This is a genomic window from Dermacoccus sp. NHGro5 (genome assembly GCF_017565385.1).
Lineage (GTDB): Bacteria > Actinomycetota > Actinomycetes > Actinomycetales > Dermatophilaceae > Dermacoccus > Dermacoccus nishinomiyaensis.
This window is the reverse complement of sequence record NZ_JAGEKQ010000004.1, coordinates 231,887-257,722: the sequence shown is the minus strand read 5'-3', so window position 1 is coordinate 257,722 and position 25,836 is coordinate 231,887. Positions and strand designations below refer to the sequence as shown.

Below are 25,836 nucleotides of genomic sequence, written 5' to 3'. Positions count from 1 at the left end.
GGTGACGGCTGCGACGACCTCGGGTGACGAGGGTGCCGTGAGTGGCTCCCGAGAGCCCAAGGACGTCGTCGCCGTCACCGGTGAACTCATCTCGACGCGACGTGTCGGCGCGTTCGTCGCGCACACGTTCGTCGCGGCGGGCATCGCCGAACTCGCGCGACCGGGGCAGCTCGTCTCGCTCGCCGTCGGGGATGACGCCTCCGCCATCGTGACGCGCCGTGCCCTGCCGCTTCGCTCGGTGACGCCGAGCGGCACGTACGGCGGCACCGTCGAGGTCGTCGTCGACCCCGATGCGGACGCCGGTTCGGCGTGGCTGGCTGCGCGGCGCCTGCACGACGAGGTGAGCATCCTCGGCCCGCTCGGACGGGGTTTCCCGATTCCGACGAACCCGGTGCCCGTCGTCGTCGCAGCGGTCGGGGCGGGCGCGGCGTCGACCGTGTGGCTCGTCGAGACGCTGCGCCGCGCGGGCTGCCAGGTACCGCGGGTCGTCATCGGCGGTGAGGACGAGCGTCGGCTCCTCGGCGTCATCGAGGCGCGACGGCTCGTCGGCAGCGTCACGACGGTGGTGCCCGACGCGGGCGCGGGGGAGGACCTCGCGTACCGCATGCAGGTGGCGCTGGATGCGACGCTGCGTCAGCACGAGACGGCCCTCGTGTATGCGAGTGGCGACGTGACGTCCTTGGCCGCGATCACCGCTGCGGCGCAACGGCATTCGGTTCCCGTGCAGGCCGCGTTCGGCGTGCCGATGCCCTGTGGAACCGGGTTGTGCAGGGCGTGCGCGCTGCCCGTCGCGAACGCGGCCGGGGAGGTGACGCCCGTGCGTTGCTGCACCGAAGGGCCCGTCCTGCCCGCCGATCGGATGGCGTGGGCGCAGTTGCTCGAGGTCTCGGCATGAGCGGGGCACTCTCGACGACGCTGGGGTTGAACAAGCTCGACTCACCCTTCATCGCGGCTTCTGGGTGTGCGGGGTACGGGCACGAACTCGTGCGCTGGGGTGGGCTCGGCGCGTTCGGTGCACTCGTCACGCCGTCGCTGACGGTGGAGGCGCAGGACGCGTCGCGCGAACGCGTCATCGTCGAATCGCCGTCAGGGATCGTGCACCCGCACGACACGCCCAACGTCGGCGCGAACTCGCTCAGCGCGACGCGTCTGCCGTGGGAGGTGACGGCGCCGACACCCGTCATCGTCTCCATCGCGGGTGCGACGAGCGGCGACTTCGCCGACGCGGCCGCGGCCGTACGGCGACGGACGGCGCTGCGTGGGGTCCTCGGCGTCGAGGTCAATCTTTCGGTCGCCAACGAGGCGAACAACGGGCGAGCGTTCGCCGGCGACGAGTACGCAGTGACGAAGGTGATCGCGCGCGTGCGGGAGCACCTGCCGCGCAACGTCATGCTCGCGGCGAAGCTGACGCTCGGTACCGACCTCGTCGAGTTGTCGCGCGCCTGCCTCAAGTCGGGTGCTGACGCACTCGTGCTCGGGCACGCTCCGGTCGCCTCCAGCATCGACGTGACGACGCTGCGCCCGCGCGCGGGCACCCGTGCTGCGATGGCCGGGCCGGCGTTGCTGCCGCTGACGGTCGGTGGCGTGTTCGAGGTGAAGGCCGCCATGGTGGCCGGTCGGTTGCCGACGGCACCCATCATCGCCGGGGGAGGTATCGCGAGCGTCGACGCCGTCGTGCAGGCGCTCGCCGCGGGAGCTTCGGCCGTCCAGGTGGGTTCGGCGCTGTTCCGCGATCCGCGCGCCGGGGTGACGCTGCGGGACGGGCTTGCCGGTTTCCTCGCCGAGCGCGATCTCACCGTCGCCGGGCTCGTCGGGGCGGCGCATGCGTGACGTGACGCGCCGTGTGGTCGTGCACGAGAGCGACCGCCACCCATGGAAGCGCGCGCATTCCGCTTGTGCGATCGACGGCGGTTCGGCTCGTGCGTGACGCCGCCAACCATGTCATCCAGGCGCGCTGGGCCTCATCCTCGAACGGCCCACGGCGGCCGGGCTCGTGCGCGAGGCAGCCAGGGCCGAAGTCCTTTCCTGTTCATGTTTCATCTTCACGGAGGTTCCCATGACCACATCTGCTGAACCCGCTGCACTTGACGGTGCTGGTTTCGGCGCTCGGCTCGCGGCGGCGCAGGCGCGCTTCGGGCCGGCGTGCGTCGGCATCGACCCGCACCGCTCGCTCGTCGAGTCGTGGGGGCTCGATTACTCCTACTCCGGTGTCGAGCGGTTCGCGCTGACGTGCGTCGAGGCGTTCGGTGGGCGGGTCGCATCGGTGAAACCGCAGTCCGCGTTCTTCGAGGTGTTCGGCGCGCGGGGGGTGGCGCTGCTGGAGCGCGCGACCGCAGAGCTGCGCGCGGCGGGAACGCTCGTCATCCTCGACGTGAAGCGCGGCGACATCGGCACGACGATGACGGCGTACGGCGAGGCGTTCCTCGGCAAGGATGCGCCGGAACCCGCGGATGCCATCACCGTGAGCCCGTACCTCGGATACGAGTCGCTGCGGCCGGCGCTCGATCTCGCGCGTGACACCGGGCGCGGCGTGTTCGTGCTCGCGCTGACGTCGAACCCGGAGGGTGCGGGCGTGCAGCACGCCGTCACGCCGGGCGGCACCGTGGCGGGCGACATCGTCGCCGCCGCGACGCGCGACAACGCCGACGCGGCAGCGCGAGGGGAGTGGGGCCACATCGGGTTCGTCATGGGCGCGACGATCGGTTCGGCCCTCGACGACCTCGGTCTGGGTGGCGCTCTCGCTGCCTCGAACGCGCCGATCCTCGCGCCCGGTTTCGGCGCACAGGGCGGCACCGTCGAGTCGATGCGATCGGTGTTCGGCGAGTCCATCTCACGCGTCATCCCGACGACGTCACGCGACGTCCTCAAGGCTGGCCCCTCCGTCGACGGGCTCGTCGCCGCCGTCGAGCGCACGCGTGAGTCGGTGGCCGGCCTCCGCTGAGCGGAGACAGGCATCGCGAGGCGCCCGGGCCGACTTGTGCCGGCGCTCCCCAGACGGTGCAGAACCGCACCGATCGGCAGATCGGCGGCGTCGGTGCGACCTGAGATGACGCTCGTGTGGTGCGCGCACCCATGTGAAAGGATGAGCGAACCGCTGATCGGGGCGGGCGTTGACGAAAGGGCATGGCGGTGAGTACACGACTGGTCGTTCTGGCCGGGCCGACGGCTGTCGGCAAGGGGACGGTGGCCGCGTACATCCGCGAGCACTATCCCGAGGTGTGGCTGTCGGTGTCAGCGACGACGCGCCCGCCACGTCCGGGTGAGGTGGACGGTGTCCACTACTACTTCATGACGGACGACGAGTTCGCCGAGATGGCCGCGAACGGTGGTTTCCTCGAGCACGCCATCGTCCACGGTCGGGCGTCGTACGGCACGCCGAAGGCGCCCGTGGAGCAGGCCATCGCCGACGGCCGCCTCCCGCTGCTCGAGATCGACCTGCAGGGCGCGCGTCAGGTCAAGCAGAACGCCCCCGATGCGTTCTTCGTCTTCCTCGCGCCGCCGAGCTGGGACGAACTCGTTCGCCGACTCGTCGGCCGCGGCACCGAAACCCCCGAAGAGCGTGAGCGCCGCCTCGAGACCGCGAAGGTCGAACTCGCGGCGCAGAGCGAGTTCGACCACGTCATCGTCAACGACGATGTTCGGCGTGCCTCCGAAGAACTCGTATCATTGATGAGAACACCTGAACACTGAGGCACGTTCGCCTGCCCGCGCGCCGCGCATCACGCGCAGCGACGGCGGCCACGCGCCCCGAGGAGAAGAGGGACACATGTCCGGCACGAAGGCCGAGCCCATCGGCATCACCAATCCGCCCATCGACGACCTGCTCGAGATCGCGGACAGCAAGTACGCCCTCGTCACGTACGCGAGCAAGCGCGCCCGTCAGATCAACGGCTACTACAGCCAGCTCGCCGACGGCCTGCTCGACAACGTCGGCCCGCTCGTCGACGCCCAGCCGCAGGACAAGCCGCTCTCCATCGCGCTGCGCGAGATGAACGAGGGCCTGCTCTCCATCGAGAAGCTCGAAGCCTGAGTCGATCTCGCACATGCGCATCGTTCTCGGTGTGACAGGGGGCATCGCTGCCTACAAGGCGGCGTTGCTCCTTCGTCTTTTCACAGAAGCCGGCCACGACGTGACGGTCGTGCCCACCGCGTCAGCGCTCGAGTTCGTCGGCGCCCCGACGTGGGAGGCACTCTCCGGCAAGCCCGTGCAGACAGGCGTGTTCGAGAACGTCGCGCAGGTTCCGCACGTCCGGCTCGGGCAGAACGCCGACCTCGTCGTCGTCGCCCCCGCGACGGCCGACGTCCTCGCCAAGGCCGCGGCCGGCATGGCGAACGACCTGCTCACCAACACCCTGCTGACGGCGCGCTGCCCCGTCGTCATGGCGCCGGCGATGCACACCGAGATGTGGCTGCACCCCGCGACGCAGGCGAACGTCGCGACGCTGCGCTCGCGTGGCGCGACGATCGTCGAGCCCGCGTCCGGGCGGCTGACGGGCGCCGACACCGGCGCCGGGCGCCTGCCCGACCCCGACGCCATCCGTGACGCGGCCCTCGCGGCTGCGGCGAGCGGAGAGCGACGTGGCGGCGCCACCGCGGGTGGCTTGGCCGAGACCACCGGGCGCGCGGAGGACGCCGTCACCCCGTCAGGCGCTCTGGCCGGCCGGACCGTGCTCGTCACCGCCGGCGGCACGCGCGAGGCCATCGACCCGGTGCGTTACCTCGGCAACCGCAGCAGCGGCAAGATGGGTTTCGCCATCGCGGCGGCGGCCGCCGATCGTGGCGCCGACGTCACGTTCGTCACGACGATGCAGCCCCCGGCCGACCTCGCGCAGCGCGTCCGCGTCGTCAGCGTGGAGAGCGCCCTTCAGATGCGTGACGCGGTGCTCGCGGCGACGCCCGACGTCCTCGTCATGGCGGCCGCGGTCGCCGACTTCCGTCCCGACCACGTCGCGGACGCCAAGATCAAGAAGACCCACGGCGACGACTCGGCGCCCGTCATCACCCTCGTACGCAACCCGGACATCCTCGCCGAGGCGGTGCGTCAGCGTGATGCAGAGCTTCAGCCGACAGCCGCGTCGACGAACGTGTCGAGCCGTGTCATCGTCGGCTTCGCGGCCGAGACGGGTGACGCTGACGGCGATGTTCTCCACCACGCCCGCGCGAAACTGGCCCGCAAGGGCTGCGACGTCCTCGTCGCGAACGAGGTGGGTGACGGCGTGACGTTCGGTCAGGATTCGTCGACGGCTCACCTGCTGCGCCGCGGCAGTGACGACGTCGTCACGGTCGGCCCTGCGCCCAAGTCTCACATCGCGGCGGCGCTGCTCGATCTCGTCGCCGATCTCGTCCTGCCTCAGTAAAATCACCGACGGGTGCGTCGCACCCAGCCAGCAGCCGCTGCCTTAAGGAGTCATTCCGTTGTCTCGTCTCTTCACGTCCGAATCCGTCACCGAGGGCCACCCCGACAAGATCTGCGACCAGATCAGTGACGCGATTCTCGACGACATGCTGCGTCAGGACCCTCAGGCCCGCGTGGCCGTCGAGACGATGGTGACGACGGGTCTCGTCCACGTCGCCGGTGAGGTGCGCACCGAGGGGTACACGGACGTCGCGAAGCTCGTGCGCAAGGTGATCACGAACGTCGGCTACGACTCGTCCGAAAAGGGTTTCGACGGCCACAGCTGCGGCATCTCCGTCTCGATCGGCGCTCAGTCCGAGGACATCGCGCAGGGCGTGGACAGCGCTCACGAGCACCGCGTCGGCGGCGGCGAGGACCCCCTCGACAGCCAGGGCGCGGGTGACCAGGGCCTGATGTTCGGCTACGCGTGCGACGACACGCCCGAGTTCATGCCGCTGCCGATCCACCTCGCGCACCGCCTCTCCGAACGCCTGACGAGCGTCCGCAAGAACGGCGACCTCGACTACCTGCGCCCCGACGGCAAGACGCAGGTGACGATCTCCTACGACGGTGACAAGGCCGTCGCGCTCGACACGCTCGTGCTGTCGACGCAGCACGACGCCGGCATCGACCTGGACGGCCAGCTCGCGCCCGACATCACGCGTCACGTCATCGAGCCCATCATCGCGGAGCTCGCGGCGAGCGGCGTCACACTCGACACGAACGAGATGCGTCAGCTCATCAACCCGACCGGCAAGTTCGTCATCGGTGGCCCGATGGGCGACGCGGGCCTCACCGGCCGCAAGATCATCGTCGACACCTACGGCGGCATGGCCCGCCATGGCGGCGGCGCCTTCTCCGGGAAGGACCCGTCGAAGGTCGACCGTTCGGCTGCGTACGCGATGCGCTGGGTGGCGAAGAACGTCGTCGCTGCGGGCCTCGCGAAGCGCTGCGAGGTGCAGGTCGCGTACGCCATCGGCAAGGCGCAGCCCGTCGGCCTCTACGTCGAGTGCTTCGGCACGGAGACGAAGCCGCTCGACGTCATCCAGAAGGCCATCGCGGACACGTTCGACCTGCGTCCGGCCGCTATCGTCGACGCGCTCGACCTGCTGCGCCCCATCTACCAGCCGACGGCCGCGTACGGCCACTTCGGTCGCACGAGCGCCGACGGCGTCGAGAACCCCTTCACGTGGGAGCAGACGAACCGCATCGAAGAGCTGCAGCGCGCGGCCGGCTGAGAGGCGTGATCCGTGCCGTGACCCGCTCGATCGGGCCGCGGCACGGTTGCGTTCAGGCCCCGAAACTCCCGGGATGCCGGGGTTGTCGGAGCACTCGTGTAGAGATGAGGTCATGACGAGCGACGACGTGCACGCCGCGAGCAGCGAACAACTCGCGCTGCTGCGCGACGCCGTGCGCGCCAAGGCACGCGGGGACGATGCCGGCAGCGCGAAGGCTGCTACGGGCGACGGGGGGAGCGAACGGGTCGCCGTCGTCTGGCCGATGCTCGAGGTGCCGCACCTCGACCGCGAGTTCGAGTACCGCATCCCCGCCGAACTGGCCGATGACGTGCGCTTCGGCGTCGCCGTCAAGGTGCGTTTCCACGGCAAGCGCATCACCGGGTACGTCGTCGGCGTGCGCGAGACCCCCGAGTTCACCGGCACGCTGAGCCCGCTGCTCGCCGTCGTGTCGCCCGAGGCCGTGCTCACCGAGCACATCTGGCAGGTGGCGCACGCCGTTGCCGCTCGCATGGGCGGCACCGTCTCCGACGTCCTGCGCCTCGCGATCCCACCGCGGCACGCACGCGCCGAGAAGGCACTCGACGAGCGGATGGCGAAGGCGTCGGCGGCGGATCGATCGATGCCCGAGGTGGCTGAGGCCGGGAACGCTGGTCCTGACGCCGCTTCGGCTGTGCCGGCTGATCCTGACGACGAGGCTTCGGCTGTCACGGGCGGCGCTGCTGCCCATGATGGTGCGGCTGTCGCTGATAACGAGGCTGCTCCTGGCGAGGCGCTCGCGTCGTGCGGCGGGCATGCCTCGACGAGCGCGACGTCCAGCGGCGCGGTTGCGGCCGACGGGCCTGCACCGGGCGATGATATGGCCTCGACGAGTCATGCGACGAGCGGCGCGGTGGCGGCCAGTGCGCCGGCGCCGCTCAGCGCGTGGCGTCACTACGCCGGGGGATTGAGCCTGCTCACGCATCTTGCCGCGGGGGAGAACCCGCGTGGTTCCTGGGATGTCGCGCCCGGGCTGTTCGGCCCGGATGCCTGGCCTGCCGCCGTCGCGGACGCCGCGGCAGCGGTGCGCGATTCTGGGCGTTGCACCGTCGTCGTCGTGCCCGACGGGCGGGATGTCGATCGCGTCGCCGCGGCGTGTTCGGCCCGGTTGGGCGACGATCAGGTCGTCACCCTCACGGCGGACATGGGTCCGCAGGCCCGCTACACCGCGTTTCTCAAGGCGCTGCGCGGCCTCGCCGACGTCGTCGTCGGAACGCGCGCGGCGATGTTCGCTCCGGTGCCCGACCTCGGCCTCGTCGTGTGGTGGGACGACGCCGACACCCTCCACGTCGACCCGCACGCGCCGTATCCGCACGTCGGAGCCGTGCTCGAGACTCGCGCCGACCTCGCCCCGGCCGCCCTGTTGAGCGCGGGCGCCATGCCGTCGGTGCGGGTGCAGGCCCAGGTCGAGGCTGGTGTCAGTGTCCCCGTCGACCCCGTCGAACGCACGAGCGCGCGCGTCGTCGTCACGGGCGACGACCGCAGCGTCGAGCGTCACGGCGCCGCAGCCCGCGCGCGCATCCCCGCCGAGGCATGGCAGGGCGCGACCCGCGCGTTGCAGGACGGGCCGGTGCTCGTCCAGGTGCCGCGCCGCGGGTACATCCCGACGATCGCGTGCGCCCGGTGCCGCACGAAGTCGACCTGCGACGTGTGCCACGGGCCGCTCGGGCTCGACGGCGAGCACAGCGCCCCGACCTGCCGGTGGTGCGGCCACGTCGCGCACGTGCTGACCTGCCCCGAGTGCGGCAGCCACGAGATCCGGTCGCTGACGATCGGGGCCGGACGCACCGCCGAAGAACTGGGCCGTGCGTTTCCCGGGGTGCCGGTGCGGCGTTCCGGGGCGCCGGACGTGCTCGCGAGCGTGGCCGACGAGCCCGCGCTCGTCATCTGCACCCCCGGTGCTGAACCCGTCGCCGAGAACGGGTACAGCGCCGCGATCCTGCTCGACGCATGGGCCCTGCTCGACCGGGGCGGGCTCGACGCCGGTCAGCGTGCCCTCACGCACTGGTGCGCCGCGGCGGGCCTCGTGCGCCCGGCGTCGACGGGCGGCGTCGTCTACCTTGCGGGCGTGCCCCGGCACGTGCCGTTTCCCGCCGCCGAGGCGCTCGTGCGTTGGGCGCCGCGGTGGTTCGCGGCTCGTGAACTCGCCGAGCGCGCCGAGGTGATGCTGCCACCCGCCACGCGGATGGCAGCGCTCGAGGGCCCGCGACGCGCGGCCGCTCGGTACGCCGAAGCGCTCGAGAAGGCGGCGCGCGAGCACGACGTCAGCGTCGACGTACTCGGCCCGCTGCCGCTGCGGCGCCGGCACGTGTTCGACCGGGCGACGCCCCAGCGTCAGGCCACGTCGTCGGACGACGACGAGTCGCTCGTGCGCTTCCTCGCGCGGTGGAACGACCCGACCGATGCAGACGTCCCGGCGCTGCTGCGCGCCCTCACCGCGTCACGCTCAGCCGCGCGCGAACCCGTCGTCACGGTGCGCCTCGACCCACTCCTGGACGGCCTGGCATGACGAGCCCGAGCCGCTCCGCCCGCTACGGTGGCGCCATGATGTCTGGACCTAACCTCACGAGCGGCCTCACCTCGAGTGCCGGCCGCCGCGCCCGGGCGATCGACCTCGACGACCTCGACGGCCCCGACGCCGGCGACCTCGCGAGCCTCGCCGACCTGGGTGACGCGCCGCAGCCGAGCCCGGTCGACATGGTCGTGTTCGACATCGGCAACGTGCTCGTGCGCTGGGAGCCGCGCGCGGCACTGCTCGACGCCGTCGGCGAGGACGCGGCGACAGCGCTGCTCACCGACCCCGAACTCGACTTCTTCGCACACAACCTCGCCGCTGACGGCGGGCGCGCGTGGCGCGAGATCGTCGCCGAGATCGACGAGCGACACCCGCACCACACGGCCGCGGCGCAGGCCTACATCGACAACTTCCACCTCGCCATCGCCGAGCCGATCGCGGGCAGCGTCGCCATGGTGCGCGAACTCGCTGAGGCGGGTGTGCCACTGTTCGCGCTGACCAACTTCAGCGCCGAGCTGTTCGAGGTCGCCCGTTCGCTGCACGGCGACGTGCTCGACCTGTTCGAGGAGATCATCGTCTCCGGCGAGGAGGGCGTGACGAAGCCCGACCCGGAGATCTGGGAGATCCTCGAAGAGGTGACGCGCCACCGCGGCGGGTTGAGCGACGCCGTCTTCATCGACGACTCAGCCGCCAACGTCATGGGGGCCGAGCAAGCCGGCCTCGACGCGATCCTGTTCACCGACCCCGACACCCTGCGCGACGATCTGCGCCTGCGCGGGCTGCCGTTGGAGCCGTCAGCCGGCCCGCGCCAGACGAGTGCCGGCGTGTCCGAGACGCCCGACGGCACCGCCGGGGCCGGCGCGGCTCAGCACTAGACTGATTCCTCACGACTCACCCCCTGCGGAGCTGCGCGAGCCGCCCGCTCGAACCGACGAAGGGCCCACCAGCCGATGCGCGTAGTTTTCGCCGGAACCCCGGAGGCGGCTCTGCCGTCGTTGCGGGCCCTGCTCGATTCGGCCCACGAGGTCGTCGCCGTCGTGACGCGCCCCGAGGCGCGTCAGGGGCGCGGGCGCAAGACGTCGCCGTCGCCGGTGCACGAGCTCGCGCTCGAGGCAGGCCTCGAGGTGCTGACGCCGACGAAACCGTCCGACGACGACTTCGTCGCGCGGCTGCGCGAACTCGAGCCCGACGCCGCGCCGATCGTCGCGTACGGCGGGCTCATCCCGCCGTCGGTGCTCGCGATTCCGCGGCACGGCTGGATCAACCTGCACTTCTCGCTGCTGCCCGCCTGGCGTGGCGCCGCACCCGTGCAGCACGCCCTCATGGCCGGTGACGACGTGACGGGCGCCTCGACGTTCCTGCTCGAGGAGGGGCTTGACACCGGGCCCGTCTTCGGCACGATGACGGAGGCGATCGGCCCCACCGACACCTCCGGCGACCTGCTGACACGCCTCGCCGAAGGTGGTGCGTCCCTGCTCGTGTCGACGCTCGACGCCCTCGCGAACGGTGACGTGACGCCGATTCCGCAACCTCGCGACGGTGTCTCGCTCGCGCCCAAGATCCAGGTCGACGACGTGCGTCTCGACTTCTCGGTGCCCGCGTTCGCCGTCGACCGCCGTATCCGCGGCGCGTCTCCGGCGCCCGGGGGGTGGGCGATGCTGCGTGGTGAGCGCGTCAAGCTGCTGCGCAGCCGCCTCGCCGACGCCGACGGGTGCCCGCCGCTGACACCCGGCGAGCTGCACGCCACGAAGAAGCAGGTGTTCGCCGGCGCACTCGGCGGCGTCGTCGAACTGCTCGAGGTGCAGCCGCACGGCAAGAAGGTCATGCGTGCCGCCGACTGGGCCCGCGGGCTGCGTTTGAACGAAGGGGAGAGCTTCGGTGAGTGACGAACGACGCGGCGGCAGCGGCTCCAGCCGCCAGAGTGGCGGACAGGGCGGCCGTGACGAACGACGTACGGGCGGCCCCGGGCGCGACGGCCGAGGCGCGCAGCGGAGCGCCGGTCATGGAGAACAACCTCCACGCGACGATCGCCGTGACGCGCGGGGCCGTCAGCGTTCGGATGCGCGCTTGCGCGGCGCGGGCCACCGCAGTGAGCAGGCGCCGTCAGCGCGCCGGCGCACGGGTGATCCCGCCCGCAGTGCGGCGCTCGCCGTCCTGCGCGCCGTCGACGACGGTGCCTACGCCAACCTCGAGATGCCGAAGGTCCTCACGCGCCATGATCTGAGTGGCCGCGACGCGGCGTTCGCCACGGAGCTGGCCCTCGGCACCATCCGTCGACAAGGGTTCTACGACCGCGTCATCGAGACGGGTTCGGGCCGTGCGCCGTCGCAGATCGACCCGGTCGTGCTCGCCGTGCTGCGCCTCGGCGTCCACCAGATCCTGTCGATGCGCGTGCCCGTCCATGCCGCCACGTCGGAGACCGTCGCCCTCGCCCGCGAGCACGCCGGCTCGGGTGCGGCGGGTTTCGTCAACGCCGTCCTGCGACGCGCGGGGGAGCGCGACCATGAGACGTGGATCGCCGACCTCACGCGCGGTGTCGATGACGCCGACGAGGTGCGCGCCGTCGCGACTTCCCACCCGCGCTGGGTCGTCTCGGCGCTGCGCCAGTCGCTGCGCGGCCACAGAGCCGCGGGCGGGGACGGTCAAGCGAGCCTCGACGACGCACTCGACGCGCTGCTCGAGGCCGACAACACGCCTCCGCGCGTCAGCCTCGTCGCCCGCCCGGGCCTTGCCACCGTCGACGAGCTCGTCGCATCCGGAGCCGAGGCGAGCGACCTGTCGCCGGTCGGCGCGGTGCTGCCGTTCGGCGATCCCGCGAACATTCCCGCGATCCGGCAGACGAGGGCTGCGGTGCAGGACGAAGGTTCGCAGCTGCTCGCCCTCGCACTCGCCGACGCTGACGTGCCGCCGCGCACGGCATCGGGCGGTGACGCACGCGAGGATTGGCTCGACCTGTGCGCCGGCCCCGGCGGCAAGGCCGCGCTGCTCGGCGCGGTCGCGCACCTGCGCGGCGACGTCCTCTACTGCAACGAGGCGAGCGAGCACCGCACGGACCTCGTGCGGCGCACCCTGCGCGCGCTGCTCGACGACGGCGCGGAGATCTACATCGGCACCGGCGACGGGCGCGACCTCGGTCGTGAGGAGCCCGGCACCTACGACCGCGTGCTGCTCGACGCGCCCTGCACCGGCCTCGGCGCGCTGCGCCGTCGCCCCGAGTCGCGCTGGCGCCGTCAACCATCGGACGTCGCGCAGCTTTCCGCTCTGCAGGTCGAACTGCTCGACTCCGCGATCGACGCGACGCGTGCGGGCGGCGTCATCGGATACGCGACGTGCTCGCCGCACCCCGCAGAGACCCTCGCCGTCGTCGCGGAGGTGCTCGGACGGCGCGACGACGTCGTCCAGGAGGACGCCTGGCCGCTGTTCCGCGACGCGTTCGACGAGCCCATCGAGCGCGTCGGCGACCTGCCGTCCGTCCAGTTGTGGCCGCATCTGCACGGCACCGACGCCATGTTCTTCGCCCTCCTGAGAAAGAAGTGACCCGCATGACCGACGCCCGTGACGTCCGCATCTCGCCGAGCATCCTCTCCGCCGATTTCGCCAACCTCGAACGCGAGCTCGACGCCATCAACAACGCCGACTGGGCGCACGTGGACGTCATGGACAACCACTTCGTGCCCAACCTGACGCTCGGGCTGCCGGTCGTCGAGTCGCTGCTGAAGGTGAGCCCGATCCCGCTCGATGCGCACCTCATGATCGACGACCCCGACCGCTGGGCGCCCGCCTACGCCGAGGCCGGGTGCAAGAGCGTGACGTTCCACGTCGAGGCCGCGGCCGACCCGAAAAAGCTCGCACGCGACATCCGCGCGGCCGGAGCTCGCGCGTCGATGGCGATCAAGCCGAACACGCCGTGGGAGCCGTACGCGGATCTGCTGCCCGAGCTCGACATGGTGCTCGTCATGACGGTCGAGCCCGGCTTCGGTGGCCAGTCGTTCATGGCGGAGCAGATGCCGAAGGTGCGCGCGGTGCGCGAGAGCATCCGCACGCACGGCGGTGACGTGTGGGTGCAGGTCGACGGCGGCGTCTCGGCCAAGACGATCGAGCAGTGCGCCGAAGCCGGTGCCGACACCTTCGTCGCGGGATCGGCCGTCTACGGTGCCGAGTCCGCTGCCGCCGCGATCGATCAGCTGCGTGCCCTGGCTGCGGGGCACGCGCACTGAACTGACGTGTGTCGCACCGAGCGGGGTGGCTGAGCTTGCGGGGGAAGGGCGCCGGAAGACGCGCAGAAGAGCGCGAAGGAGTAACATGTCTGGCGTGTACCCGGGGTAGGTGAAATTCCTAGCCGGCGGTGAAAGTCCGCGACCCGGCCCGCTTCGACAGGGGTCGGTTGACTCGGTGAGATTCCGAGACCGACGGTTAAAGTCCGGATGGGAGGTTGCACGCGGTTGTTCGCGCTCTGCGCGGGCGGCCGACGAGCCGCTGCGGCGTGACTGAGGGCATCGCGCGTGGCGTCTCGGCCGATGTCGTCGGCGCCTTCGTGGCGTGCGGCGGGCGTCAGCTTTCTCGTGCCCCGGTGATCGGTTGTTCGATCGGACCGGAAGGCATCTCGTGAGACTCGAGCGTCATAGCGCCATGGAGCGCGCCGCGCAGCTGGCTGCGCTGTCGCCGCGTGTCGACCCCAATCCTCGTGTCGGGTGCGTCGTCGTCGACGCTGACGGCGTCATCCTCGCAGAGGGCTACCACCGCGGCGCGGGCACGTGGCACGCCGAGGCCGCGGCCATCAACGAAGCGATCGCGACGGGCGTCGACCTGCGTAGCGCGACGGCGTACGTCACCCTCGAACCCTGCGCGCACACCGGGCGCACCCCGTCGTGTGCGCGCGCTCTGATCCGCGCCGGCGTCGCCCGTGTTGTCTTCGGTCAACCCGACCCGAACGGCGCGGCCGCCGGGGGAGCGCAGATCCTGCGCGAGGCAGGCGTCGCCGTCGAACAGCACGACACCCTCGCCGCTGCGAGCCAAGACCTCAACGCCGACTGGACGTTCTCCGTCACCCACGCGCGCCCGTTCGTGCGCTGGAAGTACGCCTCGACCCTCGATGGGTTCAGCGCGGCGTCGGACGGCACGTCCCAGTGGATCACCGGCCCGGTCGCGCGCGTCGACGTTCACGCGCAGCGTGCCGAGCACGGCGCGATCGTCGTCGGCACCGGCACCGTTCTCGTCGACGACCCGCAGCTCACAGTCCGCGACGCCCAGGGACGAGCGGGGGTGCAGCAACCGTTGCGCGTCGTCGTCGGCGACACCCCGATCCCCGGCACCGCCCGCGTGCTCGACGACGCCGCTTCCACCCTCGTGCTGCCCCGGCAGAGCCCGACCGACGTCCTCGCCGCGCTGCACGCGCGCGGCATTCACGCCGTCTGGCTCGAAGGTGGACCGACGCTGGCCGCGGGGTTCCTGCGTGCCGGGCTCGTCGACGAGATCGTCGCCTATCTCGCCCCCGCCCTGCTCGGCGCGGGCCGCCCCGCGGCCGCCGACCTCGGCATTACGACGATCGCGGAGGCCCGCCGCTTCGACCTCGTCGACGCCACGACGCTGCCCTCGAACGAACCGTCCGCCACCGACCTGCGCCTGCGCCTGCGTCCCACGAAGGAGATCTGATGTTCACCGGAATCATAGAAGCGACCGGCACGCTCGAGCGCATCGAGCACACCGCCGACGCGGCGATCCTCACGATCGCGGGCGCCGCAGTCCTCGACGACGCCCACCACGGCGACAGCATCGCCGTCAACGGCGTGTGCCTGACGGTGACCACGTTCGACGAGCAGCGTTTCAGCGTCGACGTCATGAAGGAGACGCTCGATCGCACGAGCCTGGGCGCGCTCGTGCCGGGCAGCAGGGTCAACCTCGAACGCGCCATGAGCGCGCAGGCACGGTTCGGCGGTCACGTCGTGCAGGGTCACGTGGATGCGACCGTCCGCATCACCGCCATCGAACCGGGGGAGCGCTGGAGCGTCGTGCGTTTCGACCTGCCCGTCGACCTGGCGCCCTACGTCGTGGAGAAGGGTTCGGTGACGCTCGACGGCGTGTCGCTCACGGTCGCCTCGCGCCAGGAGGCGTCGTTCAGCGTCAGCCTCATCCCGACGACGCTCGAGCTGACGACGTTCGACGCCGCCCGCGTCGGCGATCTCGTCAACGTGGAGGTCGACGTGCTCGCCAAGTACGTCGAGCAGATGCTCGCGCCGCGCCTCGCTGCGCTCGACATCCGTCTCGTGGAACTCGACGCCCGCCTGGCGGCCTCCGAGGGGCGCGCATGAGCATCTGGGAACAGGCCTACTCGGCGCACCTGACGATCGGCGGTGCGCAGATCACGTGGCGCGAGATCATCGGCAACGCGTTCGGGATGGCGTCCGCGATCGGTGGCATGCGCCGCAAGGTGTGGGCGTGGCCGGTCGGCATCATCGGCAACATGCTGCTGTTCACCGTGTTCGCCGGGCTCGTGTTCGGCATGGACGATCGCGCGCCGATGCTCGGTCAGGCCGGGCGGCAGATCTTCTTCATCATCACGAGCCTGTACGGCTGGTGGGTGTGGCGCGCGAGCCGCCGCGACGGCACGAGCGGTGAGGCCGTCACGCCGCACTGGGCGAGCACGAGCCAGCGCATCGGCTACCTGCTCGCCTGGGGCGCGGGCGTCGTCGTCGTGCACTGGATCTTCACGCTGATCGGCGCGGGTTGGCCGGCGCCGTGGTGGTACTTCTGGTGCGACGCCTGGATCTTCGTCGGCTCCCTGCTCGCGACGTTCGCGATGGCGCGCGGCTGGAACGACTTCTGGCTCATGTGGATCGCAGTCGACGCCGTCGGCGTGCCCGAGCTCATCTATTCCAAGTACTACCCGAGCGCCGTGCTGTACGCGCTCTACGCAGCCCTCGTCGTCGTCGGATTCGTGCAGTGGGTGCGCATCTCACGCCCCCACCGCGTCGCCGAACGCGAGATGGAAGCGGCCTGAGCGATGCACAGCCCGTCGAAGCAGACCGAGACGATGAAAACCGAGACGAGAGAGAGCCTGATGAGCGCCGCACCCAGCGCCGCAACGCCCGAGGAGACGCCGCTGGCGCTGTCGAGCATCGAGGACGCGCTCGAGCAACTGCGGCTCGGACGGCCGGTGCTCGTCGCCGACGACGAGAACCGCGAGAACGAGGCCGACATCGTCATGTCGGGCGCGACGATGACGCGCGAGTGGATGGCGTGGGCGATCCGGCACAGCTCCGGGGTCATCTGCGCGCCGATGCCGGACGCGATCGCCGACCGCCTCCTGCTGCCCCCGATGGTGTCGCGCAACGAGGATCCGAAGGGCACCGCCTACACGATCTCCGTCGACGCGAAAGGCGGCGTGCACACCGGCATCTCCGCAGCCGACCGCGCGCTGACGCTGCGGTTGCTCGCCGACCCGAGCACCGAGCCGAGCGCGCTGACGCGCCCCGGGCACGTCTTCCCGCTGCGCGCCAAGCCGGGCGGCGTCCTCGAGCGCGACGGGCACACCGAGGCCTCCGTCGACCTGTGCCGCCTCGCCGGGCTCGAACCGGTCGCGATGATCGTCGAACTCGTCCACGACGACGGCGCGATGATGCGGCTGCCCGGCGCGATCGAGCTGGCGCAGCGCGAGGGCCTCGCCGTCATCACGATCGAGCAGCTCATCGCGTGGCGGCGCCGCCACGACCGCGTCGAACGCGTCGCGAGCGCCGACCTGCCGACGCAGGTCGGAACGTTCCGCGTGGAGGCCTACGCCGATCGGGAGAACGGCGCCGAGCACCTCGCGCTCGTCGCGGCGACCGACGGTGATGACGTGCCGCTCGTGCGCGTCCACTCCGAATGCCTGACGGGCGACGCGCTCGGCTCGCTGCGCTGCGACTGCGGGCCGCAGCTCGCCGAGGCGCAGCGGCTCGTCGCGCGTGAGGGCGGGGTCGTCGTCTACCTGCGCGGGCAGGAGGGCCGCGGCGTCGGCCTGCTCAACAAGATCCGCGCGTACGCCCAGCAGGACGCCGGCGCCGACACCGTCGACGCGCAGACGAACCTGGGGTTGCCGATCGAGGCGCGCGAATACGGCGCCGCCGCAGCGATTCTGCGCGACCTTGGCATCGAACGGGTGAGGCTGCTGACGAACAACCCGGCCAAGGTACGCGAGCTCATCGAGCACGGGATCGATGTCGTCGAGACGGTGCCGCTCATCGCGGGGCGCACCGTCCAGAACGCCTCCTACCTGCGCACCAAGCGCGAGCGCATGGGGCACACGTTCGACGCGTGAACCGCGCGTCGCATCGGAACCACCAGCCCGGCACACCACCCGCACGCACGAACCACCACTGCAGATCGATCGAAGGAGAACATCATGAGCGGCCACGGAGCCCCCACCCTCAGCACTGACGCGGCGGGCCTGCGCGTCGCCGTCGTCGCGGCGAGCTGGCACGAGAAGGTCATGAACGGCCTCATCGACGGCGCCCGTCGCGGCCTCGCCGACGCCGGCGTCCGTGACGACGACGTGACACTCGTGCGCGTGCCCGGCACGTTCGAGCTGACGGCGGCCTGCGCGCGCCTCGCGCCGCACTTCGACGTCCTCGTCGCGCTCGGCGTCGTCATTCGCGGTGGCACTCCGCACTTCGACTACGTCTGCAGCGCCGCGACGGACGGGCTGACGCAGATCGGCGTCACGACCGGCAAGGCGATCGGTTTCGGCGTCCTCACGTGCGACACCGACGCCCAGGCGCTCGATCGTGCGGGCCTCGAGGGTTCGAGCGAGGACAAGGGTCACGAGGCGGCGACGGCGGCCGTCGTCACGGAGATGACGTTGCGCTCGTTGCAGCTTCCGGCCGCGACGCTGTGAGCGGCGCGACGCCGGGCGCGGTCGGCCCGGCGCGAACGCAGCCGGTAGCCTTGGGCACCGTGAAGAGCTTTGAGCAACTGTGGGAAGAACTGAGCGAGAAGGCGGCCACGCGCCCCGAAGGGTCGGGCACCGTCGCCGAGCTCGACGCGGGCGTCCACTTCATCGGCAAGAAGATCGTCGAGGAGGCCGCCGAGGTGTGGATGGCCGCCGAGCACGAGGGCAACGCCGCCGCCGCCGAGGAGATCAGCCAGTTGCTGTACCACCTGCAGGTGCTCATGCTCGAGCGCGGCATCACGCTCGACGACGTCTACTCCCACCTGTGATCGAAGGGTCCTCCATGCTGCGCGTTGCCGTGCCCAACAAGGGCGCCCTGTCCGAATCCGCCGCGTCGATGCTCAAGGAAGCGGGCTACCGCGGGCGTCGCGAGTCGAAGGAACTCGTCGTCGTCGACCGCGACAACGACGTCGAGTTCTTCTTCCTGCGCCCCAAGGACATCGCCGTCTACGTCGGTTCGGGCACCCTCGACCTCGGCATCACCGGGCGTGACCTGCTGCTCGATTCCGGCTCGAGCGCCGTCGAACACCTGCAGCTCGGCTTCGGCGGTTCGACGTTCCGCTACGCCGGCCGCCCGGGTGTCGCGACGTCCGTCAGCGAGCTGGTGGGGCGCCGCATCGCGACGTCGTTCGCCGGCCTCGTGCGGGCCGATCTCGCCAAGAACGGCGTCGAGGCCGAGGTCGTACGTCTCGACGGCGCCGTCGAGACGGCCGTGACGCTCGGCGTCGCCGACGTCATCGCCGACGTCGTCGAGACCGGCACGACGCTGCGCAACGCGGGCCTCGAGGTCTTCGGCGAGCCGATCCTCACGAGTGAGGCCGTCCTCATCCGCCCGGACGCGCGTGAAGTCGGTGACGCCGCACTGACGCTCGTGCGTCGCCTCGAAGGTGTCCTCACGGCCCGCAACTTCGTCATGATGGACTATGACATCGAAGCTTCCCTCGTCGAACGCGCCGCGGCGCTGACGCCGGGGCTCGAGTCGCCGACCGTCTCGCCGCTGCACGACCCGAACAAGGTCGCGGTGCGCGCGATGGTCAACCGCAAGGTCATCAACCACGTGATGGACGAGCTGTACGCGCTCGGCGCGCGTGCCATCCTCGTCACCGACATCGCAGCCTGCCGCCTGTAGTCGAGCCCGCGAGGAGCAATCATGAGTGACGTCGACGCCTACCGTCCCTTCGTCCCGCGACGCGGGCGGGCGATGGCGTTCACCGCGGCGGCGCTGTCCGTCGTCGTGTTCGGCATCGTCGCGTTCGTCCTCGTGCCCGGTGGCGGTGCGACGGGGTGGACGACGATGGACAAGTGGTCGTTGTTCTTCCTCGGGTGTGCGATCGGCTGGATGCTGTCGCGCTGGGGGCTGGTCAAGGCCGTGCCGAACGAGCGCGGTCTCAAGGTGCGCAACCTCATCCTCACGCGTGAGATCGAGTGGGCCGAGATCCTCGGCGTCCAGTTCGGCGGCGGGCGGGCCTGGGCGACGCTCGACCTCGCCGACACCGAGCAGCTCGCCGTCATGGCCATCCAGCGCGCTGACGGCCCGTCGGCCGAGGCGGAGGCCTCGCGCCTCGCGGCCCTCGTCGAGGTCGCTCGTCAGCGTGCCGCAGCCGCGGCGGGCGCGCACGACTGACGCTCGTTCAGCCCCGAATGGGGTCGTCCGGCACGCGAACGAGCGCGTCGGGGCGCGGTGGGTGCGCCGCGAACCAGGCGTCCTCCTGCAACTCCCACGCGAGCCAGTAGGGCACGAACGTCTCGCCGTCGCGCTCCAGCGCGCGCCGCTTGCGTGTCTCGCGCTCGGCCTCCAGCCACAGGGCGGCGTGGGCGAGCGACCGTCCGACCCAGGTCGCGCCGACGCCTTCGACGATGAGCGGACGATCGGGTGTGATTGTGACGCGTCCTCGCGCCGCCGTGCCCGGCCAGTGGGTCGGCAGGTAGGTGCTCGCGTTGTGGCGTGACCACTGCTCGGCGATGTGACGGGCCCGCACGAGCCCCGCCGACAGCCCGTCCCAGTCGCGGTACAGATCGTCGAGGTGGACGATCTGGGCGTCCACGTGACGATCGTGCAGAGCGCCGGCGAGCTGCGTCTTGCCCGAGCCGGAGCGGCCGTCGATCGTGACGAGCCAGCGCGGGCGCGTCATCCGCGCCTCGACGTGCGCGAGGGCGTCGTCGTGTTCGACGTGCGGCACGCACGCGAGGGCGGCGGCCTCGGGACGCACGGGGGCCGAGAGCGAGCCGGCGCGTGCGTCATCCACGGATCAAACCTATCGGCGCCGCGTCCGCCGTGGCCTCTAATCTGGTGCCATGACTGTTGCCGTGCGTGTCATCCCGTGCCTCGACGTCGACGCCGGCCGCGTCGTCAAGGGCGTCAACTTCGAGAACCTGCGCGACGCGGGCGACCCCGTCGAGCTCGCCGCGAAGTACGGCGCCCAGGGCGCCGACGAGTTGACGTTCCTCGACGTGACGGCGAGCTCCTCGGATCGTTCGACGACGTACGACGTCGTCTCGCGCACCGCGGAGCAGGTCTTCATCCCGCTGACGGTCGGGGGAGGCGTGCGCACGGTCGACGACGTCGACCGGTTGCTGCGCGCCGGCGCCGACAAGGTCGGCATCAACACGGGCGCCATCGCCCGCCCCGCGGTCATCGGGGAGATCGCCGACCGGTTCGGCGCGCAGGTGCTCGTCCTGTCGGCCGACGTGCGCCGCGTCGATGGCCACTACGTCGTGACGACGCACGGTGGGCGTCGCGCGAGCGACCTCGACGCCGTCGAATGGTGTGCTCGCGCGGAGGCGCTGGGCGCCGGGGAGATTCTGCTCAACTCGATGGACGCCGACGGCACGAAGGCCGGCTTCGACCTCGACCTCGTCGACGCCGTGCGCCGCGAGGTCAGCGTCCCGCTCATCGCGAGCGGCGGCGCGGGCGCCGTCGAGCACTTCGAGCCGGCCGTCGCGCACGGCGCTGACGCGGTGCTCGCCGCGTCGGTGTTCCACTACGGCGAGCTGACGATCGGTGACGTCAAGGGTGCCCTTGCGGCGGCGGGGCACCCGGTGCGCTGACGCTCCGTCGTGCGCTGACGCTCAGATGCCGCGCGGTTCGGCGACGAACCGGTTGATGTCGTCGGGCTCGCCCTCGAACTCGACGAAGCTCATCCGCCCGGCCAGGTGCAGCAGCACCTCGCTCGGCTGGCCGGCGACGATGAACTCGCCGATCGGCTCCGACGGCGAGTTGAGCGCCAGCGGCGCGTGCCCCGGGCACAGCGCCGCGACGCGCATCGCCGAGCGGCGCAGCGTCATCCGTGCGGCCGTGGGCAATGCGTCGTAGAGCGCGTTCTGCAGGTCGGCGCCCAGCACGCGGACGCCGTCCTGGTCGGCGGCCGGCAGCTGAGCGCGCAGGATGTCCTCGTGGTGGATGAAGTACTCCTGCAGGTTCGCGTGCGCATCGACGGCGGGGATGCGGAACGGCGAGAACTCGTGCGGACCCTTGCGCACCATGTCGACGAGATCCTCGAACGGGCGCAACGCGTAGCGCTCCCGGGTGCGTTCGGACGCGTCGCGCACCTGGGGCACGAGGATACCGAGGGCCTCCGGGCGGCGCTCACGCATCGCGAGGTGTGCCATGAGATCCCTGACATTCCAGCCGACGCACAGCGTCGGCGCGTCCGGGCCGAGGCGCAGGGCGGTGTCGCACAGGGCATGACGTTCGGCTTGGGCATACTTGCGCATGCCGCAATGTTGTCACCTGCGCGAATGCGCGAGCAAAGGAACCCCACGTGACCTCAGCCGACCTGGCCCCTGACGCCTCACCTGTGCGGGTGGCCGCCGCCGGCGCCCGCGAGCAGTGGCGAGCGTTCGCGCCCGCCGTCATCGGCGCGACGGCATACGGCATCCTCACCGTCCTCACCGCCCGCGTCATCGGCCACCTCGTCGCGGACGTCGTCACGCCGGCGGTGCGCGATCGTCACCTGGACGGTGCGATGGTCTGGCAGATCGTGTGGCAGCTCGGCGGCGTCGTCGCGCTCAACGCGGCCGCCGTCATCCTGCGCCGCATCGCGGCGGGCGTGGCGTACAACAACCTCATCGCCTCGACGCGGCGGCAGGTGACGCGCGCCTACCAGCTGCTGCCCATGCGCTGGCACCTCGCGCACCCGTCGGGTCAGCTGCTGTCGCACGCGAACTCGGACGTCGAGGCGATCTGGAACATCTTCCAGCCGCTGCCGATGGCGCTCGGCGTCGCCGTCATGCTGGCGTTCGGGTTCGTCTCGATCTTCCTCGTCGACGTGTGGCTCGGCGTCGTCGCGCTCGTCGTGTTCCCGCTGCTCATCGTCATCAACTACTGGTTCCAGGTCGTCATGCGCGCCCGCGTGGAAGCGTCTCAGGCCGCGCGAGCGCGCGTCAGCGCCGTCGCGGACGAGAGCTTCGACGGCGCACTCGTCGTCAAGGCGCTCGGGCGAGCGGACGCGGAGGTGTCCCGGTTCGGTGACGCCGCGGGCGAGCTGCGCGACGCCAACGTCAGGCTCGGACGCACCGAGGGCATCTTCGACCCGCTGACGAACGCGCTGCCGACGATCGGTTCGCTGCTCGTGGTCCTCGTCGGCGCCGAGCGGGTCGCGTCAGGCGCGATCACGGCGGCCGACGTCGTCGAGGTGGCGTACCTGTTCAACCTGCTCGCATGGCCGGTGCGTGCGTTCGGCTGGATCCTGTTCAGCCTGCCGCAGGTCGCGATCGGGTGGAAGCGCGTCAAGCCGATCCTCGACGAGGCGGGCTCGACCGTGGTGCCCGCGCGCACGCTGGAGCTACCCGGTGGGCCGATCGGCGTCGAGGTCGAGCACGTGACGTTCCGTCACGACGCGCGGCCGGCGGCGGGGGCTGATGCTGAGGGCGAGTCGGAGGACGGTTCCGACGTGGCCGAGGGCCTTCAGGAGCGGCGCGCAGCGTTGACCGACGTGACGCTGCGCGTGCCCGCGGGCGGATCGCTCGCCGTCGTCGGGGCGACGGGTGCCGGCAAGACGACGCTCGCTCAGGTCATCGCGGGGCTGACGACGCCCGATTCGGGCAGCGTGCTCTATGACGGCGTGCCCGCCGCGCATGCCGTGGCACGCGAGGAGCGGGTGGCGCTCGCGACGCAGGAGGCGTTCGTGTTCAACGAGTCGACGCGTGAGAACGTCGCGCTGGGGCGCGCCGGTGTGGATGCGGGGGCTATCGATGCGGCGCTCGGTGTCGCGCACGCCAAGGGGTTCGTTGCGGCGCTGCCGGAGGGGGAGGACACTTCGCTCGGCGAGCGCGGATCGCGGCTCTCTGGCGGTCAGCGTCAGCGCGTGGCGCTCGCGCGCGTGCTCGCGGGACGCCCAGGGCTCGTCGTGCTCGACGATGCGACGAGTGCCATCGACCCCGCGGTCGAAGGGCAGATCCTCACGTCCCTCGAGGAGGCGACGGACGGCTGCACGAGCGTCATCATCGCGCACCGCCGCTCGAGCATCCTGCTCGCCGACGAGGTCGCGTTCCTCGACGCCGGGCGCGTCGTCGCTCAAGGCACGCACGAAGAACTCATGGCGACGCAGCCGGCTTATGCGCTGTTGCTCACGGCGTACGAGACGCAGGACTCTTCAGCGTCCGGGGACGAGTCTGAGGGCGAGGGCCAAGGCGACTCAGACCGCGGCGCATCGGACGGGGCGACATCGGCTCCGCCTCATGCGGGGTCGGACGAGGCGCCCGCGGGGCAGGGGATCGCAGGGCAGACGGGGGTGTTCCACGAATCGGGTGAAGCGGACGAACGCGGCGCGTTGGGAGCCATGACCGCGGCATCCGAAGCGTCGGTCGTCGATGCCGTCCGCGAGGAAGGCGAGGCGCGATGAAGCGGCGCTCGACAACCGCCACGGAGACAGCCGCCACGGCGCAGGCGGCCGGCGCGACTCCCGTCGTCAGTGATCGCGGCACCCTGCGGCGCGGCCTGCAGCTCGCACCCGAGATGACGCGTGGGCTCGGGTGGACGCTGCTGCTCGCTCTCGTCGCGACGACGAGCAACGTCATCGTCCCCATGACGATCCAGCGCGCGATCGATGACGGCATCCTTGCGCCGGGCGGCATCGACCTCGGTGTCGTGCGCTGGACGTGTGCGCTCGCGGTGGTCGGCGTCGTCGTCGCCGGGCTGTGCTCGTACGTGATGAACGTGCGGCTGTTCAAGGCGTCGGAGGCGGGTCTCGCGACGTTGCGCGTCAAGGCGTTCGCGCACGTGCACGCGCTGTCGACGTTGACGCTCAACGCGTCGCGGCGCGGTTCGATGGTCTCGCGCGTGACGAGTGACGTCGACCAGATCTCGATGTTCGTGCAGCGCGGCGGCATGATGCTCATCGTCTCGATCGGGCAGTTGCTCGTCGCGACGGCCCTGATGCTGTGGTACTCGCCGCTGCTGACGGCCGTCGTGTGGGCGACGTTCGTGCCGCTCGTGTTCCTGCTGCGGCACTTCCAGCGCGTCGTCGGGCGCGCGTACGGCGTCGTGCGTGAGCGCGTCGCGGACATGCTCAGTGCGATCTCGGAGTCGGTCGCGGGCGCCGCGACGGTGCGGTTGTTCGGGGTGCAGGAGCGCACGCAGGCGCGCATGGACGAGACGATCGAACGTCAGCGTCGGGCGGCCATCAGCGCGCAGATCCGCGCGGTCGGTGCGTTCGTGTCGGGGCAGGGCATCTCGGGTCTCGCGCTCGTCCTCGTGCTCGCCGTCGGCGCGTGGCAGGGGGCGCACGGGCGGATGAGCGTCGGTGAGATCACGGCGTTCGTGTTCCTGACGAACCTGTTCACGCAGCCGGTGCAGACGGCGACGGAGGTGCTCAACGACCTGCAGAACGCGCTCGCCGGGTGGCGTCGCATCATCGAGGTGCTCGACACGCCACTCGAGGTCGAGCCGCCCACCGAGCCGGTGACGTTGCCGCGAGGGCCCGTCGGGGTCGAGTTCGATGATGTGAGGTTCGCGTATCGCGCGGGCGACAAGCCCGCGATCGTCGGGCTGACGGCGTCGGTGGCCGCAGGTCGTCGTGTCGCCGTCGTCGGTGAGACCGGTTCGGGCAAGAGCACGCTCGCGAAGTTGCTGACACGACTCGTCGATCCGTCCGACGGTGTCGTGCGTCTCGGAGGCGTCGATCTGCGCGACCTCGACGACGCGTCGCTACGCGCGTCCGTCGCGTACCTGCCGCAGGAAGGGTTCTTGTTCGACGGCACGATCGCCGACAACGTGCGCTTCGCGCGCCCCGACCTGTCGAATGACGACGTCGCCGCCGCGTTCGACGCCATCGGCTGCGGCGCGTGGTTGGCGGGGCAGCCCGCCGGAGTGCTGACGCAGGTCGGCGCTCGCGGCGGGCGGTTGAGTGCGGGGGAGCGGCAGCTCGTGGCGCTCGCGCGCACGTACGTCGCGGGCCCCGACGTGCTCGTGCTCGACGAGGCGACCTCCAGCGTCGATCCCACGACGGACGTCGCCGTGGGTCGAGCGCTCGATCAGTTGATGACCGGCCGCACGAGCGTCGTCATCGCGCACCGCCTCGCGAGCGCCGAGAGTGCCGACGAGGTGTGGGTCATGGACGCAGGGCGCCTCGTGCAGCGAGGCGCGCACACGGCGCTTGTCGCCGCCGACGGGCCCTATGCGCGCCTGCACGCCGGCTGGGTGGCGTCGCACGCGCATTGACGTCTGGGCCATGGCGATCTGTGCCGAGTGGCCCGAGCGTCGGGCGCCCGATGGCGGGTAACTCACACG

25 protein-coding genes and 1 riboswitch are annotated in these 25,836 nt (G+C 71.2%); of the genes, 23 read left to right on the top strand and 2 right to left on the bottom strand.

Annotated features, from left to right (window positions below; translation table 11 throughout):
* The first annotated feature begins 37 nt into the window (after positions 1–37).
* The 20 genes from J4Z35_RS02170 (at position 38) to J4Z35_RS02075 (ending at position 19,731) form a co-directional block, all read left to right on the top strand.
* Positions 38–895: a hypothetical protein gene (locus J4Z35_RS02170; protein ID WP_241724445.1), complete on the top strand. Its 858-nt coding sequence runs from the start codon at positions 38–40 to the stop codon at positions 893–895.
* On the top strand, positions 892–1,830 hold the full coding sequence (locus tag J4Z35_RS02165) for a hypothetical protein (RefSeq protein ID WP_074039455.1): 939 nt from the start codon (positions 892–894) through the stop codon (positions 1,828–1,830). Before J4Z35_RS02170 ends, J4Z35_RS02165 begins: the two co-directional genes overlap by 4 nt.
* 226 nt (positions 1,831–2,056) lie before the next feature.
* Positions 2,057–2,941, top strand: coding sequence for an orotidine-5'-phosphate decarboxylase (pyrF, locus tag J4Z35_RS02160; RefSeq protein WP_074039454.1), 885 nt, complete (start codon positions 2,057–2,059; stop codon positions 2,939–2,941).
* A 182-nt stretch (positions 2,942–3,123) separates the two neighbouring features.
* A complete protein-coding gene (gene gmk, locus J4Z35_RS02155) occupies positions 3,124–3,690 on the top strand; it encodes a guanylate kinase (RefSeq protein WP_074039452.1) in 567 nt (188 codons plus the stop codon).
* Between the two features lie 76 nt (positions 3,691–3,766).
* Positions 3,767–4,030: a DNA-directed RNA polymerase subunit omega gene (gene rpoZ / locus J4Z35_RS02150; protein WP_006943764.1), complete on the top strand. Its 264-nt coding sequence runs from the start codon at positions 3,767–3,769 to the stop codon at positions 4,028–4,030.
* 13 nt (positions 4,031–4,043) lie between these two features.
* Positions 4,044–5,357, top strand: a complete 1,314-nt coding sequence (locus tag J4Z35_RS02145; RefSeq protein ID WP_074039451.1) for a bifunctional phosphopantothenoylcysteine decarboxylase/phosphopantothenate synthase — start codon at positions 4,044–4,046, stop codon at positions 5,355–5,357.
* 58 nt (positions 5,358–5,415) lie between these two features.
* The gene (gene metK / locus J4Z35_RS02140) at positions 5,416–6,633 is read left to right on the top strand and encodes a methionine adenosyltransferase (protein ID WP_038568493.1); all 1,218 of its coding nucleotides are present in this window, start codon (positions 5,416–5,418) and stop codon (positions 6,631–6,633) included.
* Positions 6,634–6,745: 112 nt separating this feature from the next.
* Positions 6,746–9,178, top strand: coding sequence for a hypothetical protein (locus J4Z35_RS02135; RefSeq protein ID WP_074039449.1), 2,433 nt, complete (start codon positions 6,746–6,748; stop codon positions 9,176–9,178).
* A gap of 35 nt (positions 9,179–9,213) precedes the next feature.
* Positions 9,214–10,059, top strand: a complete 846-nt coding sequence (locus J4Z35_RS02130) for an HAD family phosphatase (RefSeq protein WP_235006162.1) — start codon at positions 9,214–9,216, stop codon at positions 10,057–10,059.
* 75 nt (positions 10,060–10,134) lie between these two features.
* Complete coding sequence (gene fmt / locus J4Z35_RS02125; protein WP_074039446.1) at positions 10,135–11,070, top strand: methionyl-tRNA formyltransferase; 936 nt, start codon at positions 10,135–10,137, stop codon at positions 11,068–11,070.
* Between the two features lie 181 nt (positions 11,071–11,251).
* Positions 11,252–12,721: a transcription antitermination factor NusB gene (locus J4Z35_RS02120; protein ID WP_006943819.1), complete on the top strand. Its 1,470-nt coding sequence runs from the start codon at positions 11,252–11,254 to the stop codon at positions 12,719–12,721.
* 5 nt (positions 12,722–12,726) lie between these two features.
* Entirely contained in the window at positions 12,727–13,401 is a 675-nt protein-coding gene (gene rpe, locus J4Z35_RS02115; protein ID WP_074039444.1) for a ribulose-phosphate 3-epimerase, read from the top strand.
* Between the two features lie 92 nt (positions 13,402–13,493).
* Positions 13,494–13,624: riboswitch (FMN riboswitch) on the top strand.
* Between the two features lie 189 nt (positions 13,625–13,813).
* Positions 13,814–14,836 (top strand): bifunctional diaminohydroxyphosphoribosylaminopyrimidine deaminase/5-amino-6-(5-phosphoribosylamino)uracil reductase RibD, encoded by a 1,023-nt coding sequence (gene ribD, locus J4Z35_RS02110; protein WP_074039442.1) that lies wholly within the window; start codon positions 13,814–13,816, stop codon positions 14,834–14,836.
* The gene (locus J4Z35_RS02105) at positions 14,836–15,492 is read left to right on the top strand and encodes a riboflavin synthase (protein ID WP_074039440.1); all 657 of its coding nucleotides are present in this window, start codon (positions 14,836–14,838) and stop codon (positions 15,490–15,492) included. The genes ribD and J4Z35_RS02105 overlap by 1 nt, the downstream gene beginning before the upstream one ends.
* On the top strand, positions 15,489–16,181 hold the full coding sequence (locus J4Z35_RS02100; RefSeq protein WP_074039436.1) for a nicotinamide mononucleotide transporter family protein: 693 nt from the start codon (positions 15,489–15,491) through the stop codon (positions 16,179–16,181). The genes J4Z35_RS02105 and J4Z35_RS02100 overlap by 4 nt, the downstream gene beginning before the upstream one ends.
* A gap of 60 nt (positions 16,182–16,241) precedes the next feature.
* Positions 16,242–17,477 carry a bifunctional 3,4-dihydroxy-2-butanone-4-phosphate synthase/GTP cyclohydrolase II gene (locus tag J4Z35_RS02095; protein ID WP_074039570.1) on the top strand — a complete coding sequence of 412 codons (1,236 nt, stop codon included), beginning with the start codon at positions 16,242–16,244 and terminating at the stop codon, positions 17,475–17,477.
* An 84-nt stretch (positions 17,478–17,561) separates the two neighbouring features.
* Complete coding sequence (gene ribH, locus J4Z35_RS02090) at positions 17,562–18,053, top strand: 6,7-dimethyl-8-ribityllumazine synthase (RefSeq protein ID WP_006943795.1); 492 nt, start codon at positions 17,562–17,564, stop codon at positions 18,051–18,053.
* Between the two features lie 59 nt (positions 18,054–18,112).
* Entirely contained in the window at positions 18,113–18,376 is a 264-nt protein-coding gene (locus J4Z35_RS02085) for a phosphoribosyl-ATP diphosphatase (RefSeq protein WP_006943831.1), read from the top strand.
* A 14-nt stretch (positions 18,377–18,390) separates the two neighbouring features.
* Positions 18,391–19,236: an ATP phosphoribosyltransferase gene (hisG, locus tag J4Z35_RS02080; RefSeq protein ID WP_006943808.1), complete on the top strand. Its 846-nt coding sequence runs from the start codon at positions 18,391–18,393 to the stop codon at positions 19,234–19,236.
* A 21-nt stretch (positions 19,237–19,257) separates the two neighbouring features.
* Positions 19,258–19,731 carry a PH domain-containing protein gene (locus J4Z35_RS02075; protein ID WP_006943810.1) on the top strand — a complete coding sequence of 158 codons (474 nt, stop codon included), beginning with the start codon at positions 19,258–19,260 and terminating at the stop codon, positions 19,729–19,731.
* 7 nt (positions 19,732–19,738) lie between these two features.
* Here J4Z35_RS02075 and J4Z35_RS02070 read toward each other — a convergent pair whose 3' ends face one another.
* On the bottom strand, positions 19,739–20,353 hold the full coding sequence (locus tag J4Z35_RS02070) for an AAA family ATPase (protein WP_006943823.1): 615 nt from the start codon (positions 20,351–20,353) through the stop codon (positions 19,739–19,741).
* 49 nt (positions 20,354–20,402) lie between these two features.
* Here J4Z35_RS02070 and hisF point away from each other — a divergent pair, with 49 nt between their 5' ends.
* On the top strand, positions 20,403–21,155 hold the full coding sequence (gene hisF, locus J4Z35_RS02065; RefSeq protein ID WP_006943747.1) for an imidazole glycerol phosphate synthase subunit HisF: 753 nt from the start codon (positions 20,403–20,405) through the stop codon (positions 21,153–21,155).
* Between the two features lie 21 nt (positions 21,156–21,176).
* Here hisF and J4Z35_RS02060 read toward each other — a convergent pair whose 3' ends face one another.
* Positions 21,177–21,821 carry a TIGR03085 family metal-binding protein gene (locus J4Z35_RS02060; protein WP_006943812.1) on the bottom strand — a complete coding sequence of 215 codons (645 nt, stop codon included), beginning with the start codon at positions 21,819–21,821 and terminating at the stop codon, positions 21,177–21,179.
* 47 nt (positions 21,822–21,868) lie between these two features.
* On the opposite strand from J4Z35_RS02060, the gene J4Z35_RS02055 reads away from it, so the two are divergent.
* Both J4Z35_RS02055 and J4Z35_RS02050 read left to right on the top strand, forming a co-directional pair.
* Complete coding sequence (locus tag J4Z35_RS02055; protein ID WP_074039435.1) at positions 21,869–23,950, top strand: ABC transporter ATP-binding protein; 2,082 nt, start codon at positions 21,869–21,871, stop codon at positions 23,948–23,950.
* Positions 23,947–25,767: an ABC transporter ATP-binding protein gene (locus tag J4Z35_RS02050; RefSeq protein WP_074039433.1), complete on the top strand. Its 1,821-nt coding sequence runs from the start codon at positions 23,947–23,949 to the stop codon at positions 25,765–25,767. Before J4Z35_RS02055 ends, J4Z35_RS02050 begins: the two co-directional genes overlap by 4 nt.
* Positions 25,768–25,836 lie beyond the last annotated feature (69 nt).

What these genes read in the sequence shown, in the direction of transcription:
- J4Z35_RS02165 (WP_074039455.1), top strand. Translation starts at nt 892, where the DNA reads ATGAGCGGGGCACTCTCGACGACGCTGGGGTTGAACAAGCTCGACTCA.
- pyrF (WP_074039454.1), top strand. Translation starts at nt 2,057, where the DNA reads ATGACCACATCTGCTGAACCCGCTGCACTTGACGGTGCTGGTTTCGGC.
- gmk (WP_074039452.1), top strand. Translation starts at nt 3,124, where the DNA reads ATGGCGGTGAGTACACGACTGGTCGTTCTGGCCGGGCCGACGGCTGTC.
- rpoZ (WP_006943764.1), top strand. Translation starts at nt 3,767, where the DNA reads ATGTCCGGCACGAAGGCCGAGCCCATCGGCATCACCAATCCGCCCATC.
- J4Z35_RS02145 (WP_074039451.1), top strand. Translation starts at nt 4,044, where the DNA reads ATGCGCATCGTTCTCGGTGTGACAGGGGGCATCGCTGCCTACAAGGCG.
- J4Z35_RS02135 (WP_074039449.1), top strand. Translation starts at nt 6,746, where the DNA reads ATGACGAGCGACGACGTGCACGCCGCGAGCAGCGAACAACTCGCGCTG.
- J4Z35_RS02130 (WP_235006162.1), top strand. Translation starts at nt 9,214, where the DNA reads ATGATGTCTGGACCTAACCTCACGAGCGGCCTCACCTCGAGTGCCGGC.
- fmt (WP_074039446.1), top strand. Translation starts at nt 10,135, where the DNA reads ATGCGCGTAGTTTTCGCCGGAACCCCGGAGGCGGCTCTGCCGTCGTTG.
- rpe (WP_074039444.1), top strand. Translation starts at nt 12,727, where the DNA reads ATGACCGACGCCCGTGACGTCCGCATCTCGCCGAGCATCCTCTCCGCC.
- ribD (WP_074039442.1), top strand. Translation starts at nt 13,814, where the DNA reads ATGGAGCGCGCCGCGCAGCTGGCTGCGCTGTCGCCGCGTGTCGACCCC.
- J4Z35_RS02105 (WP_074039440.1), top strand. Translation starts at nt 14,836, where the DNA reads ATGTTCACCGGAATCATAGAAGCGACCGGCACGCTCGAGCGCATCGAG.
- J4Z35_RS02100 (WP_074039436.1), top strand. Translation starts at nt 15,489, where the DNA reads ATGAGCATCTGGGAACAGGCCTACTCGGCGCACCTGACGATCGGCGGT.
- J4Z35_RS02095 (WP_074039570.1), top strand. Translation starts at nt 16,242, where the DNA reads ATGAGCGCCGCACCCAGCGCCGCAACGCCCGAGGAGACGCCGCTGGCG.
- ribH (WP_006943795.1), top strand. Translation starts at nt 17,562, where the DNA reads ATGAGCGGCCACGGAGCCCCCACCCTCAGCACTGACGCGGCGGGCCTG.
- hisG (WP_006943808.1), top strand. Translation starts at nt 18,391, where the DNA reads ATGCTGCGCGTTGCCGTGCCCAACAAGGGCGCCCTGTCCGAATCCGCC.
- J4Z35_RS02075 (WP_006943810.1), top strand. Translation starts at nt 19,258, where the DNA reads ATGAGTGACGTCGACGCCTACCGTCCCTTCGTCCCGCGACGCGGGCGG.
- hisF (WP_006943747.1), top strand. Translation starts at nt 20,403, where the DNA reads ATGACTGTTGCCGTGCGTGTCATCCCGTGCCTCGACGTCGACGCCGGC.
- J4Z35_RS02060 (WP_006943812.1), bottom strand. Translation starts at nt 21,821, where the DNA reads ATGCGCAAGTATGCCCAAGCCGAACGTCATGCCCTGTGCGACACCGCC.
- J4Z35_RS02050 (WP_074039433.1), top strand. Translation starts at nt 23,947, where the DNA reads ATGAAGCGGCGCTCGACAACCGCCACGGAGACAGCCGCCACGGCGCAG.